At 64.6% G+C, this 13,065-nt stretch carries 12 protein-coding genes; 6 read left to right on the forward strand and 6 right to left on the reverse strand.

What is annotated here, in order from left to right:
• Positions 1 to 69: 69 nt before the first annotated feature.
• The gene (locus VMP31_RS02655; RefSeq protein WP_325503786.1) at positions 70 to 1,854 is read left to right on the forward strand and encodes a GspE/PulE family protein; all 1,785 of its coding nucleotides are present in this window, start codon (positions 70 to 72) and stop codon (positions 1,852 to 1,854) included.
• Positions 1,855 to 2,041: 187 nt separating this feature from the next.
• On the opposite strand, the gene VMP31_RS02660 is transcribed toward VMP31_RS02655, so the two are convergent.
• Entirely contained in the window at positions 2,042 to 2,761 is a 720-nt protein-coding gene (locus tag VMP31_RS02660) for a murein L,D-transpeptidase catalytic domain family protein (protein WP_325503788.1), read from the reverse strand.
• A gap of 130 nt (positions 2,762 to 2,891) precedes the next feature.
• Here VMP31_RS02660 and VMP31_RS02665 point away from each other — a divergent pair, with 130 nt between their 5' ends.
• The 5 genes from VMP31_RS02665 to VMP31_RS02685 all read left to right on the forward strand — a co-directional run bounded on the left by VMP31_RS02665 (position 2,892) and on the right by VMP31_RS02685 (position 7,004).
• On the forward strand, positions 2,892 to 4,487 hold the full coding sequence (locus VMP31_RS02665) for a L,D-transpeptidase family protein (RefSeq protein ID WP_325503790.1): 1,596 nt from the start codon (positions 2,892 to 2,894) through the stop codon (positions 4,485 to 4,487).
• 140 nt (positions 4,488 to 4,627) lie between these two features.
• Complete coding sequence (locus VMP31_RS02670; RefSeq protein WP_325503792.1) at positions 4,628 to 5,551, forward strand: SPFH domain-containing protein; 924 nt, start codon at positions 4,628 to 4,630, stop codon at positions 5,549 to 5,551.
• A gap of 3 nt (positions 5,552 to 5,554) precedes the next feature.
• A complete protein-coding gene (locus VMP31_RS02675; protein ID WP_325503794.1) occupies positions 5,555 to 6,004 on the forward strand; it encodes an NfeD family protein in 450 nt (149 codons plus the stop codon).
• Positions 6,001 to 6,624, forward strand: coding sequence for a GNAT family N-acetyltransferase (locus tag VMP31_RS02680; RefSeq protein ID WP_325503796.1), 624 nt, complete (start codon positions 6,001 to 6,003; stop codon positions 6,622 to 6,624). Before VMP31_RS02675 ends, VMP31_RS02680 begins: the two co-directional genes overlap by 4 nt.
• A gap of 80 nt (positions 6,625 to 6,704) precedes the next feature.
• Entirely contained in the window at positions 6,705 to 7,004 is a 300-nt protein-coding gene (locus VMP31_RS02685) for a DUF2388 domain-containing protein (protein ID WP_414705419.1), read from the forward strand.
• A 15-nt stretch (positions 7,005 to 7,019) separates the two neighbouring features.
• On the opposite strand, the gene gcvH is transcribed toward VMP31_RS02685, so the two are convergent.
• From gcvH to VMP31_RS02710, 5 genes are all read right to left on the reverse strand, one after another.
• On the reverse strand, positions 7,020 to 7,409 hold the full coding sequence (gene gcvH, locus VMP31_RS02690) for a glycine cleavage system protein GcvH (RefSeq protein ID WP_325503798.1): 390 nt from the start codon (positions 7,407 to 7,409) through the stop codon (positions 7,020 to 7,022).
• Between the two features lie 142 nt (positions 7,410 to 7,551).
• Positions 7,552 to 8,634 (reverse strand): glycine cleavage system aminomethyltransferase GcvT, encoded by a 1,083-nt coding sequence (gene gcvT, locus VMP31_RS02695; protein WP_325503800.1) that lies wholly within the window; start codon positions 8,632 to 8,634, stop codon positions 7,552 to 7,554.
• A 192-nt stretch (positions 8,635 to 8,826) separates the two neighbouring features.
• On the reverse strand, positions 8,827 to 10,443 hold the full coding sequence (locus VMP31_RS02700; RefSeq protein WP_325503802.1) for an iron ABC transporter permease: 1,617 nt from the start codon (positions 10,441 to 10,443) through the stop codon (positions 8,827 to 8,829).
• Positions 10,444 to 10,611: 168 nt separating this feature from the next.
• Positions 10,612 to 11,613 (reverse strand): extracellular solute-binding protein, encoded by a 1,002-nt coding sequence (locus VMP31_RS02705; RefSeq protein ID WP_325503804.1) that lies wholly within the window; start codon positions 11,611 to 11,613, stop codon positions 10,612 to 10,614.
• Between the two features lie 216 nt (positions 11,614 to 11,829).
• Complete coding sequence (locus tag VMP31_RS02710) at positions 11,830 to 13,047, reverse strand: 2-octaprenyl-3-methyl-6-methoxy-1,4-benzoquinol hydroxylase (RefSeq protein ID WP_325503806.1); 1,218 nt, start codon at positions 13,045 to 13,047, stop codon at positions 11,830 to 11,832.
• Positions 13,048 to 13,065 lie beyond the last annotated feature (18 nt).

Consider the following 13,065-nt stretch of genomic DNA (forward strand, 5'->3'; position numbering starts at 1 on the left):
ACGCTCGGTGCTTCACCCTCGGAGCCAGTTTCGGGCATGCTGTAGGCCAAGAGTGACCGAGGAGCCCGCATGCCCGCCTTTGCTGCAACCGACCATGACCGCCCATTGGAGCTCAGCGACCTGCTGCGCGAGCTGGTCGCCCAGTGCCGGGTCGCCCAGGACAGCGCCGAGCAGTGCCTGGCCATCCGCCGCAGCGCGCTGAATACCCAGCAACATCCCCTGGAATTTCTCGCCGCCCAGCAGCTCGACGACCTCAGCCGTCCAGGCAAGAAGCTCGACCTGGAAAGCCTCACCGTGTGGCTGGCGGAACAAAGCGGGCAAGCCTATCTGCGCATCGACCCGCTGAAGATCGATGTCGCCGCCGTCACCCCGCTGATGTCCTATGCCTTCGCCCAGCGCCACAAGATCCTCGCCGTGGCGGTGGACAGCGACAGCGTCACCATCGCCAGCGCGCAGCCCCTGGTCAATAGCTGGGAAGCCAACCTGACCCACGTGCTCAAGCGCCCGATCAAGCGGGTGGTAGCCAACCCCGTGGATATCCAGCGCCTGACGGTGGAGTTCTATCGCCTGGCTAAATCGGTCAGCGGTGCCACCAACACCGATCAGAAGATCAGCGGCGTCGGCAACTTCGAGCAACTGCTCAACCTCGGTGCCCAGGACCAGGAGCCGGACGCCAACGACGCGCATATCGTCAATATCGTCGACTGGCTGTTCCAGTACGCCTTCCAGCAGCGCGCCAGCGATATCCATATCGAACCGCGCCGCGAGCAGGGCAGCGTGCGCTTTCGCATCGACGGCGTGCTGCACACCGTCTACCAGTTCCCGCCGCAGGTAACCATGGCGGTAGTCAGCCGCCTGAAAAGCCTGGGCCGGATGAACGTCGCGGAGAAGCGCAAACCCCAGGACGGCCGGGTTAAGACCAAGACCCCGGAAGGCGGCGAGGTGGAGCTGCGCCTGTCGACCCTGCCCACCGCCTTTGGCGAAAAGATGGTGATGCGGATTTTCGACCCGGAAGTGCTGCTGAAAAGCTTCGACCAGCTGGGCTTCTCTCCCGATGACCTGAAGCGCTGGCTAAGCATGACCGGCCAGCCCAACGGCATCATCCTGGTCACCGGCCCCACCGGTTCGGGCAAGACCACCACGCTCTACACCACGCTCAAGCAGCTGGCCACCGACGAGGTCAACGTCTGCACCATCGAAGACCCGATCGAGATGATCGAGGGGGCCTTCAACCAGATGCAGGTGCAGAGCAATATCGACCTAACCTTCGCCAGCGGCGTGCGCGCGTTAATGCGCCAGGATCCGGACATCATCATGGTCGGCGAAATTCGCGACCTGGAAACCGCCGAGATGGCGATCCAGGCGGCGCTTACCGGGCACCTGGTGCTGTCCACCCTGCACACCAACGACGCCCCCAGCGCCATCACCCGCCTGCTCGAACTGGGCGTGCCGCACTACCTGCTCAAGGCCACCCTGCTCGGGGTTATGGCCCAGCGCCTGGTGCGCACCCTGTGCCCGCACTGCAAGGCTCCCCACACCCTGAGCGAGGATGATTGGCAGAGCCTGACCAAGCCCTGGAACGCACCGCTACCGACCCAGGCGTGTCACGCCGTGGGTTGCCTGGAATGCCGCGATACCGGTTACCGCGGCCGCGCCGGGGTCTACGAAATCATGCTGATCAACGATGCGATGAAGCCCCTGATCAGCGCCGACACCGACCTGATTGCGCTGCGCCGACACGCGTTCAAGGAAGGTATGCGCAGCCTGCGCCTGTCCGGCGCGCAAAAGGTCGCCGCCGGCCTGACCACCATCGAGGAAGTGCTGCGGGTGACTCCGCAAAGCGAGCAGAAATAGCGCCGCGATTAGGTTTCTCTGCAAGGCCCACAATCTCGTAGGGTGGATGACGCTTTATCCATCCACCAAATCGCGTGATGGATAAGACAGGCGTCATCGCCCCCAGGGCGCGCAGAAGGTTGCGGCAGGCTTGACCAGCATCAAAGACGTGCTGCGGGTTACCTGCAGTCTTGGTTGCGCGAACGGCTTAGCTGCGCGGCAAACGCTGCTGGCGAGCCAGGATGCCCGCCATCCGCTGCGGCTGGCAATCCAGGTAAGCCGAGTTTTGCAGCCAGCGCTGGTCGGAGTGCCAGGCGAAGAGGAACTGCCCGCCCTTGAGCTGATCGACCACCATCCGCGCCACTTCCGGACGCACCGCCGGACAACCCAGGCTACGGCCGATACGGCCATGCTTCTGCGCCCAACGCGGGTTCACATAACCGGCCCCGTGGATAACGATGGCGCGCTCGCGGGCCAGATCGTTGAGGCCCGGCTCCAGACCATCCATGCGCAAGGAATAGCCGTGTTTGCCCCGGTAGCTCTCCGCGGTGCGGAACAGCCCCAGGCTGGTCTGGTGACTGCCCAGGGTATTGGAGAAGCGATCGGCGAAGTTTTCCCCCGACTGCCGGCCGTGGGCGACGAAATCGCGCAACAGCAGGCTCTTGCGCTGCAGATCGAAAATCCACAAACGGCGCTCGGTGGAAGGTTGCGAATAGTCGATCACCGCCAGACGCCGCGCTGGCGCGGCACCATGGTTGACCGCACATTGCATGGCCGCCAGGGCATGCTGCAGGGCCTGCTTATTAAGGCTGGGTGCGATACGCGCCAGGTCTCTGGCCAATCCATCCGCCTGAGCAGCCGTGGCCGCCAGCGGTACGCCCAGCAGCCACAGGCCGGCCAGACACGAGCGAGCAATACGTCCCAACATGTGCGCAAATACCTCCAAAGCACGAATCCAGGACGTCCTGTCAGCAGATCCCGTTCGACCCGTCCCTGCCGCTCGTGGTACACCGCATCTATAGAGGTGCAACGCAAACCAAGGATCGGAGCCAGCTTAATTGTTCAATAAACGTACATCTTACCTGAGCGCTGCCCTGCTCACCCTGCCACTGGTCGTGAATGCCGTAGAGCCGCCGGCCGTTACCATCAGCGAGCCAACCCCGGTGCTAGAGGCGCTGCTGGACTCCTGCGCGCCCCTTCCGGCAAGCCTAGACGAGAATGCACGCAAACTCCTCACGGACTTTTACGCCCAGCGCGAGCACAGTCCTGCCTGGCGCGACGAGGCGCAGCTGCAACAGCTGCACGTGCAAATCGAACAGCTGGCGGACGACGGCCTGCACCCCGGGGAATACCCGTTACCCGCCAGCCTGACGACCGTCGCCCAGGCTGGGCAGCCCGACTGCACCGACCTGCTGACCAGCCACAGCTACCTGCAGGCCCTGCTCCATCTACGCCGCGGCCGCCTGCTGCAGCAGCGCTTCGAACCCCTTTGGCGGCCCGCCGACTGGCCCATGTCCGATTCGCAACTGGCCATCCTGTCACTGGCCCTGCTGCATCTACATAGCCCGGCCGAGGCATTCGCCAGCGCGCGCCCGGGCACGCCGCAGTATCAACGCCTGCGCAGCGCCTACGCGCAACAGCGCCAGCAACCGCTGGGGCACTGGGCGGCACTGCCCGCGGGCCCATTGCTCAAGCCCGAACGCAGCGATGCCCGGGTGCCGGCCCTGCGCGCGCGACTGATCGCCGAAGGCTATCTGGGTGCCCTGACGGACGACCCAGGCCTGCTCTTCGACGCGGCGACGGTCACCGCCCTGCAAGCCTTTCAGACCGCTCACGGCCTGCAGGACGACGGCATTCTCGGCGCAGGCAGCCTGGCCGAGCTGAACCTCAGCGCGCAAAACCGCCGCGACCAGTTGCGCGCCAACCTGGAGCGCCTGCGCTGGCTGGCCGACGACATGCACAGCGCCGAAGTGCTGATCAACGTGGCCAGCGCCGAGCTGCAGGTCATGCGCCAGGGCCAGCCGCTCTGGCGCAGCCGCACCCAGGTCGGCCGCGCGGAACGACAGACGCCGCTGCTCGCCTCGCGCATCGCGCGGCTGACCCTCAACCCGACCTGGACCGTACCGCCGACCATCCTGCGCGAGGACAAGCTACCGGCGATCCGTGAAGACCTGGCCTACCTTGAGCGCCAGGAATTGAGCGTTCTCGACCGTCACGGCAATGCCCTCGATCCGCATCTGGTGGACTGGGACAACCCCGGAGTCATCCTCCTGCGTCAGGCCGCCGGTAGCCGCAATCCTCTGGGCCGCGTGGCCCTGCGCTTCGCCAACCCCTTCTCGGTCTACCTGCACGACACCCCCAGCCAGCATCTGTTTGCCAAGGCCCCGCGGCCCTTCAGCTCCGGCTGCGTGCGGGTCGAAGCCGTGGACACCCTGCTCACCTGGCTGCTGCCTGCCGAGGAGCTGACCACGGTGCAGACCCGCATCACCAGCGGTAAAACCCAGGAGTACCGTCTGCAGCAACCCGCCCCGCTGCTGATCGCCTACTGGACGGCCGAGGCTCTGGACAACGGCACGCTGCGCTATGCGCCCGACATTTATGGCTTTGATGCCCGACTGATCGCGGCGCTGCCAAGCGCCCTAGAGGCCAACTGAAAGCCGCCGCCACAACGCAAAATGGCCAACGGCAGCACAGCTGTGGTCGGCAAACAGACGCGGTAACGCTTATGTACCCTCCGCGCGACTACAACTGTGCTTAGATGTTCAGATAATTCAGACAACTGGAGTTGCTACATATGGAAATCGGCAGTGTGATCTTTCTCTTCGTCGGCCTCGCGGTCGCCGTGGTGTTTATGGGCTTCAAGGTGGTACCCCAGGGTTCGCAGTGGACGGTGGAGCGTTTCGGCCGCTACACCAACACCCTGACCCCGGGCCTGAACATCATCGTGCCGGTGATGGACCGTATCGGCCACAAGCTCAGCGTGATGGAAACCGTGCTGGATATTCCGCCGCAGGAAGTCATCACTGCCGATAACGCCACCGTGCAGATTGACGCCGTGTGCTTCTTCCAGGTGATCAACGCCGCCCAGGCCGCCTACGAGGTAAACAACCTCACCCACGCGATCCGCAACCTGCTGCAGACCAATATCCGTACCGTGCTCGGCTCCATGGAGCTGGACGCCATGCTTAGCCAGCGCGACGCGATCAACGAGAAACTGCTGCGCACCGTGGATGAGGCAACCGCGCCCTGGGGCATCAAGATCACCCGTATCGAGATCAAGGACATCAGCCCGCCCGCCGACCTGATGGCGGCCATGTCCGGGCAGATGAAGGCAGAACGTATCAAGCGCGCGCAAATCCTCGAAGCCGAAGGCCTGCGCGCCGCCGCCATCCTCACCGCCGAAGGCAAGAAGCAGGCGCAGATCCTCGAGGCCGAAGGTCAACGTCAGGCCGCCTTCCTCGAAGCCGAAGCCCGCGAACGTGCCGCCGGTGCCGAAGCCGAAGCCACCCGGGTGGTTTCCGACGCCATCGCTAGCGGTAACGTGCAGGCGATCAACTACTTCGTCGCGCAGAAATACATCGACGCCCTCGGCCAGCTGGCCAGCGCCAATAACAGTAAGGTGATCCTGATGCCGCTGGAAGCCAGCCAGGTGATCGGCGCGGTGGGCGGTATCGGCGAAATCGTCAAAGCCACCTTTGGCAGCGAGAAGAAGGGTTAAGCCATGTGGGACAGCCTGCAACATCTGTCGCACTGGAACTGGCTGGCGATCGGCACCCTGCTGCTGATCCTCGAGGTCTTCGGCGCTGGCGGCTACCTGCTGTGGATCGGCCTGGCCGCCGCCAGCGTCGGCGTGCTGACCTTTATCTTCCCCGAGCTGCCCTGGGCCCTGCAGTTCATCCTGTTTGGGGTGCTCTCGGTACTGACCGCGGTGCTCTGGTGGCGACGCCAGCGCAGTGCGGCCAAGCCTTCCGACCAGCCGGGGCTGAACCGCCGCGGCAGCGAATTGCTCGGCCGTCAGCTTGTCCTCCATGAGGCCATCCATGAAGGCCGCGGCAAGGTCAAGGCGGGCGACTCGCTGTGGCTGGTCAGCGGCCCGGATCTGCCGGCCGGCACCACGGTGCGGGTCACCGGTCAGGATGGCGTGATCCTCAAGGTCGAAGCCAGCCAATGAGCCCGCTGCAACTTGCGCCGCTGCCCGCGGCGCAGGAGGCAGAGGCGCTCGCCCTGCTCGATCAGGCCTTTGCCGACGACCCGACGCTGGCCTGGTACCTGTTCGGCCAGCGCCCCGGCTACGAGGCCAGGCGGCGCGCCTACCTGGCCGGCTACCAGGCCTTTCACCGTGCCAACCGGCTGCCGATTCTGGCCGCCTGGCAAAACCAGCAGTTGCTCGGCCTGAGCTACTTCAGCCCCGCCGGGCATCAGCCCAGCGCCGCCAGCCTGGAACACTTCGGCGAAGTTATCCGCAGCCAGTGCGGGGCTGACTGCCTGGAGCGCCTGGACCTGCTGCTGGAGGCGTTCGACCAGCATGCCCCGGCCGAAAGCGGTCGCATCGAATTTATTGCAGTAGCCACGGAACATCAGGGCATGGGCCTGGGCAGCGCCCTGCTAAGGCAAAGCCTGGCGCAACTGCGCGCCAGCGGCTGCTTGAGCATCGCCCTGGAAACCGGCGCGCCACGCAACTTAGCGCTGTATCAGCGGCATGGCTTTCAGCTGAGCGCCCGCCGGCAATTCCCCGGCTTGCTGCAGCACTATCTGGAAAACCACGACACCGCGACGGACAGCGCCAGCTGAAACCATGACGAATCGCCCGGAACCGTGAGCGCGTGACGCGATCCGATTTCAGGTAGGCCCTATGTTATGGAGATACCGCTATGCGCCCACTCAATCTAGCCATGCTCGCGCTGCTGTGCCTGAGCAGCACTCAGCTACTCGCAGCGGACTGGCGTGACGTACTCTCATCCGGAGCCACCACGGCCTCGACCTACCTGACCGTCAAAGACAGAAAAATGATCGTCCCGCTACGCGACGATGCCAGCAGCTTTGTCGCCAGCGACGGGCAGATTCGCGGGCCCTATCTGCAAGCCCTGCTGCAGCAGCTACGCGAAAACGACCCGCAGCTGCAGGCCAGCGATATGGAGCTGGCGCAGGCCGTGCTGGCTAGCGGTGGCTAGTTGCAGCCGAGCGAATCAGGCGTCGCTGTCGGAAGCGGCCTTGTAGGCGGCGGCGTCGAGTAGCTTGTCCAGCTCGCTGGCATCGCTCGGCTTGAGCTTGAAGAACCAGCTGCCGTACGGATCGCTGTTGACGCTTTCCGGGCTGTCGGCCAGGCCTTCGTTGATGGCGATTACTTCGCCGGAGACCGGTGCATAGATGTCGGACGCGGCCTTGACCGATTCCACCACCCCGGCTTCCTGACCGGCACTCAGGGTCTTGCCGACTTCCGGCAGCTCGATAAATACCACATCGCCCAAAGCTTCCTGCGCGTGATCGGAAATGCCTACGGTAACGCTGCCATCGGCTTCCAGGCGCGCCCACTCGTGGCTGGCGGCGTAACGCAGATCGGCGGGGATATTGCTCATGTGTCGTTCCTCATCAGACATGACGGCGACCACGCCGTCATGGAAATTTAGCAGGCCTTGGCCATAGCGAAAGAAAGTCTTTAAAAACCTAGCGAGCCGCTCCAACACGGGCGCTCTCGACCATCCATGGCCAAATCAACACTCAGATCAGAGCTTTGCCGTTACGCACAAAAGTCGGCTTGACCACCCGCACCGGGTACCACTTGCCGCGAATTTCTACTTCGGCGCGTTCGTTGGTAGCCGCCGGCACGCGGGCCAGGGCAATGGATTTACCCAGGGTCGGCGAGAAGCTGCCGCTGGTGATCTCACCTTCGCCCACCCCTTCAACCCGCACCACCTGATGGGCGCGCAGCACGCCGCGTTCTTCCAGCACCAGGCCGACCAGCTTGGAGGCGACGCCTTCAGCTTTCTGCTTCTGCAGCGCGGCGCGGCCCACGAAGCCACGGCTGGCCGGCTCCCAGGCGATGGTCCAGGCCATATTGGCGGCCAACGGGGTGACGCTTTCGTCCATGTCCTGGCCGTAGAGGTTCATTCCGGCTTCCAGGCGCAGGGTGTCACGCGCGCCAAGACCGATCGGGGAAATACCGGCACCGACCAGTTCATTGAGAAAGGCCACCACTTCGCTGGCCGGCAGCATGATTTCCAGGCCATCTTCGCCGGTGTAACCGGTGCGGGCGATAAACCAGTCGCCATCGGGCCGGCCTTCAAAAGGCTTGAGGCTCTGAATCAGGTTGGCACGCGACTGGCTGACCAGCTCGGCGGTCTTGCTGCGTGCGTGCGGGCCTTGAATCGCCAACATGCCCAGCTCGGCACGCTCGTGCAATTGCACGTCGAAATCGACGCTCTGCAAGTGCATCCAGGCCAGGTCCTTGTCGCGGGTCGAAGCATTCACCACCACGCGATAGCCAAAGTCGGTCAGATAGACAATAAGGTCATCCACCACCCCGCCCTGCTCGTTGAGCATGCCGCTGTAGAGGGCTTTGCCGATGCTTTGCAGACGCTCGATATCGTTGGCCAGCAGGTGTTGCAGATAGGCCTTGGCCTGGCTGCCGCTGACATCCACCACGGTCATGTGCGACACATCGAACACGCCGCAGTCGCGACGCACCTGATGGTGCTCCTCGACCTGCGAGCCATAGTGCAACGGCATGTCCCAACCGCCGAAGTCGACCATCTTGGCACCCAAAGCGAGGTGCAGGTCGTAGAGGGGTGTGCGCTGTCCCATAAGTGTCTCCTTGCGGGCTGGGCAGTGCGGCGGCAACTCGGCTGAACCCACAAAAATCGGGTGCTGGCACGGGCTATCGAGATGATGGGCCGCTGCGAATGGCGCGCATTGTAGCCGCAAGACTGCGACGGGTCATCTTGGCCGTAGGGCGTACTCGCAAAGCCTAGGCTGCTTCGCCTGCCGCCCGGCCTGCTACCCCACCCGCCGAGCCGAACGGCGAATCAGCAGAATCACCGGCAGCAGCCCGACCAGCACCAGGGTCAGGGCCGGCAGCGCGGCACGCGCCCATTCGCCCTCGCTGGTCATCTCGAACACCCGCACCGACAGGGTGTCCCAGCCGAAGGGACGCATCAGCAGCGTCGCCGGCATTTCCTTGAGCACATCGACGAATACCAGCAGCGCCGCCGACAGGGCCCCCGGCAGCAACAACGGCAGGTAAACCCGGAAGAACAGGCCGATACCGCCGACCCCCAGGCTACGCGAGGCCTCCGGCAGCGACTGACGCACCCGCGCCAGGCTGTTTTCCAGTGGGCCGAAGGCCACCGCCATAAAGCGCACCAGGTAGGCCAGCAGCAGCGCCGACAGGCTGCCGAGCAGGATCGGCTTACCGGCCCCGCCCAGCCAGGCGGATAGCGGAATCACCAGTTCGCGGTCGAGGTAACTGAAGGCCAGCATGATCGCCACCGCCAGCATCGAACCCGGCAAGGCATAGCCGACATTGGCCAGGCCGACCGTCCCGCGCATCAGCCGGGTCGGGGCCAGACGCAGGGCGAAGGCCAGCAGCAGCGCCACGCTGACGGTGATCAGCGCCGCCATGCCGCCCAGGTAGAGGGTGTGCAGGATCAGCGCCGTGTAACGCTCATCCAGATCGAAACGGCCACGTTGCCAGAACCAAACGATCAACTGCAGCACGGGAATCACGAAACCGCAGGCGAACACCAGGCCGCACCAGGCGCTCGCTGCCAGCGCCTGGCCACCCTTGAGGTGATACAGCGCCTTGCCCCGCGGCCGCTCGTTGGCCGGGCGCACCGCACCGCGGGCGCGGCGCTCGCCATAGAGCACCAGCATCACCGCGAGCAGCAGCAGGCTAGCCAGCTGAGTGGCGCTGGTCAGGCTGTAGAAGCTGTACCAGGTCTTGTAGATGGCCGTGGTAAAGGTGTCGAAATTGAACACCGAAACCGCGCCGAAATCGGCAAGGGTTTCCATAATTGCCAGGGCCAGGCCGGCACCGATAGCTGGGCGCGCCATCGGCAGGGCGACGCGCCAGAACGCCCGCCAGGGGCTTAGCCCAAGCACCCGCGCCGCCTCCATCAGGCCCTTGCCCTGGGCCAGAAAGGCGTTGCGCGCCAGCAGGTAGACATAGGGATAGAACACCAGCACCAGAACGATGATCACCCCGCCGGTGGAGCGCACCCGCGGCAGGCGCAAATCGGGCCCAAACCAGTCGCGCAGCAGGGTCTGCAGCGGCCCGGCAAAATCCAGCAGGCCAACGAAGACAAAGGCCAGCACATAGGCGGGAATGGCAAAGGGCAGCATCAACGCCCAGTCCAGCCAGCGCCGGCCGGGAAACTCGCAGAGGCTGGTCAACCAGGCCAGGCTGACGCCCAGCACCGTCACCCCCACGCCCACCCCGAACACCAATACCAGGGTATTGCCGATCAGCCGCGGCAACTGGGTCTGCCACAGGTGCGACCAGATCTGCCGGTCGATCTCATGCCAGCTGAACAGCAATACGCTCAGCGGTAGCAGGACCAGCAAGGCGGCGGCAAAGGCGATGGGGTACCAGCGACGCTGGGCAGGAAGGGCCACGCACTATCCTCAAGACGAAAAACACAACGCCCCGGACTGGGCCGGGGCGTCGAGTATAACTGCAGCCGTAGGATGGGTTGAGCGCAGCGATACCCATCGATCCAGCAGCGATGGGTACGACGCTACGCGGCCCGACCTGCGCGGCCCGACCCATCCGACACGTGCCGATTAGTTCCAGCCGGCGCGATCCATCAGCATGGTCGCTTCGGCCTGGCGCTTGCCCGCCACTTCCAGCGGGATAGCGTCGGCCTTGAAGCTGCCCCAGGCAGCCACTTCGGCGGAAGGCGCGATCTGCGGGTTAGCCGGGAACTCCTGATTGAGACCGGCGAACAGGCCCTGGGCCTCTTCGGTGGTCATCCACTCCAACAGCTTCTGCGCGGCATCGGCGTGCGGCGCATGCAAAGTAACGGCGGCACCGGACAGGTTGACGTGCACGCCACGGTCGGCCTGGTTCGGCCAGAACAGCTTGGCTTTCAGATCCGGCTGCTGCTTGTGCAGACGGCCGAAGTAGTAGGTGTTGACGATGCCAACATCACACTGACCGGCATCGACGGCCTGGATCAGCGCGGTGTCGTCCGGGAATACGTCGGTGGCCAGGTTGCCAACCCAGCCCTTGATGATCGCCTCGGCCTTGTCGGCACCGTGGGTCTCGATCAGGGTGGCGGTCAGCGACTGGTTATAGACCTTCTTGCTGGTACGCAGGCACAGGCGGCCTTCCCAGTTCTTGTCGGCCAGGGCTTCGTAGGTGGTCAGCTCGCCCGCCTTGACCCGCTCAGGGGAGTAGACGATGGTCCGCGCACGCAGCGACAGGCCAGTCCAGCTGCCGGTGCTGGAGCGGTACTGGGCAGGGATATTGGCCTGGATGACCTTGGAGTCCAGCGGCTTGAGCACGCCTTCCTGCTCGGCCTGCCAGAGGTTGCCGGCGTCCACGGTGATCAGCATATCGGCTGGGGTATTGGCACCCTCGGCCTTGAGGCGGGCCAGCAGCGGCGCTTCCTTGTCGGTGATGAACTTGACCTTGACCCCGGTTTTTTCGGTGTAGGCATCGAAGACCGGCTTGATCAGCTCGTCGATACGCGCGGAGTACACCACCACTTCATCGGCGGCCTGCACAGCGCCAGCCAGCGCGGTGAGGGTAAGAGCGGCAAACAACGATTTGCTGACCTGCATGGAGACTGCCTCTTGCTAAGGACTGATTAAGGAGCCAAATACTAGTGAATAGCATTTAGTTTCTCAACCATTGTTCGCTTCGCAAGATCAATCCGCCATGATCCAGATCAAGCCCGGCGCAAAAGCCGGGCGCGGCGCGGCACCGAGCCCGGACCGTCGGGAACAATCGAAATACTGCTGGGCGGCCTGGGTGCGCCGAAGGCAACAGGCCCGGCCTCAGGCCCGCGCCAGCTCCGGCAGATCGCCGGCCAGGCCCAGGGCCTGACGCACAAACAGCGCCTTGGCCTCGGGCAGGTCGTCGACCCAGTTGAGCCCGGCATTGCGCAGCCAGCGCACGGGCAGCGGGTCGGCCTGGAACAGCCGCTCGAAGCCTTCCATCGCCGCCATCATCGCCAGGTTGTGCGGCATGCGCCGGCGCTCGTAGCGGCTCAACACCTTCACATCGCTCAGGCGCTCGCCGCGCTGTGCGGCATGCTGCAGCACATCGGCCAGCACCGCGACATCGAGAAAGCCCAGGTTGACGCCCTGACCGGCCAGCGGATGGATGCTGTGGGCCGCATCGCCGACCAGGACCAGGCCCTCTTCGACATAGCGTTTGGCGTGACGCTGACGCAGTGGAATGCACAGGCGTGGATCGGCGTGGAGGATATCGCCCAGCCGGTGTTCGAAGGCAAAACCGAGGGCGCGACGGAAATCGGCCTCGTCCAGGGCCATCAGGCGCTCGGCTTCAGCTGGGGTGACCGACCAGACAATCGAGCACCAATGCTCGCCTTCGGGGCCAGCCAGCGGCAGAAAGGCCAATGGACCGTCATCGGTAAAGCGCTGCCAGGCGGTGGCCTGGTGCGGCTTGCTGCAACGCACGCTGGTGACGATGGCGTGGTGCAGGTAATCCCATTCGCGGGTGGCGCAACCGGCCAGGCGACGCACCGCCGAGTTGGCCCCGTCTGCGGCAATCAGTAATGGCGCACGCAGTTCGCGGCCGTCATTCAGGCTCAGCAGCCAGCCATCGCCGGAGCGGCGCAACTGCTCCAGGCGCGCGCCCGGCAGCAGGCCAATCGAGCTGTCGTGCAGGCGCTCGAGCAGGGCATCCTGCACTACCCGGTTCTCGACGATATGGCCAAGCGATTCGGCATGCACGCTGGCGGCGCTGAAATGAATCTGCCCGGTGCCGGAGCCGTCCCACACCTGCATCTCGCCATAGGGGCAGGCGCGCCGCACGGCGATGCCGTCCCATACGCCGAGGCGGTCGAGAATGCGCTGACTGGCCACCGACAGGGCGCTGACCCGTGGCTCGAAGGCAGCCTGCGGGTCAAAGGGTTTGACGCTCAGCGGGCCGCCATCGATCAGCAGAATTTCCAGCCCCTGATCCTGCAGGGCCAGCGCCAGGGCACTGCCCACCATTCCAGCACCAACGATAATCAGATCCGCTTGCATCATGCTTCCTTAAGAGAG

This window comes from Pseudomonas sp. (assembly GCF_035512415.1).
Taxonomy (GTDB): domain Bacteria; phylum Pseudomonadota; class Gammaproteobacteria; order Pseudomonadales; family Pseudomonadaceae; genus Aquipseudomonas.

Bases quoted from the DNA above. Each gene is read 5' to 3' on its own strand.
- VMP31_RS02675 (WP_325503794.1), top strand. From the start codon at position 5,555: ATGTGGGACAGCCTGCAACATCTGTCGCACTGGAACTGGCTGGCGATC.
- VMP31_RS02685 (WP_414705419.1), top strand. From the start codon at position 6,705: ATGCGCCCACTCAATCTAGCCATGCTCGCGCTGCTGTGCCTGAGCAGC.
- VMP31_RS02710 (WP_325503806.1), bottom strand. From the start codon at position 13,047: ATGCAAGCGGATCTGATTATCGTTGGTGCTGGAATGGTGGGCAGTGCC.
- VMP31_RS02655 (WP_325503786.1), top strand. From the start codon at position 70: ATGCCCGCCTTTGCTGCAACCGACCATGACCGCCCATTGGAGCTCAGC.
- gcvT (WP_325503800.1), bottom strand. From the start codon at position 8,634: ATGGGACAGCGCACACCCCTCTACGACCTGCACCTCGCTTTGGGTGCC.
- VMP31_RS02705 (WP_325503804.1), bottom strand. From the start codon at position 11,613: ATGCAGGTCAGCAAATCGTTGTTTGCCGCTCTTACCCTCACCGCGCTG.
- VMP31_RS02660 (WP_325503788.1), bottom strand. From the start codon at position 2,761: ATGTTGGGACGTATTGCTCGCTCGTGTCTGGCCGGCCTGTGGCTGCTG.
- VMP31_RS02680 (WP_325503796.1), top strand. From the start codon at position 6,001: ATGAGCCCGCTGCAACTTGCGCCGCTGCCCGCGGCGCAGGAGGCAGAG.
- VMP31_RS02670 (WP_325503792.1), top strand. From the start codon at position 4,628: ATGGAAATCGGCAGTGTGATCTTTCTCTTCGTCGGCCTCGCGGTCGCC.
- gcvH (WP_325503798.1), bottom strand. From the start codon at position 7,409: ATGAGCAATATCCCCGCCGATCTGCGTTACGCCGCCAGCCACGAGTGG.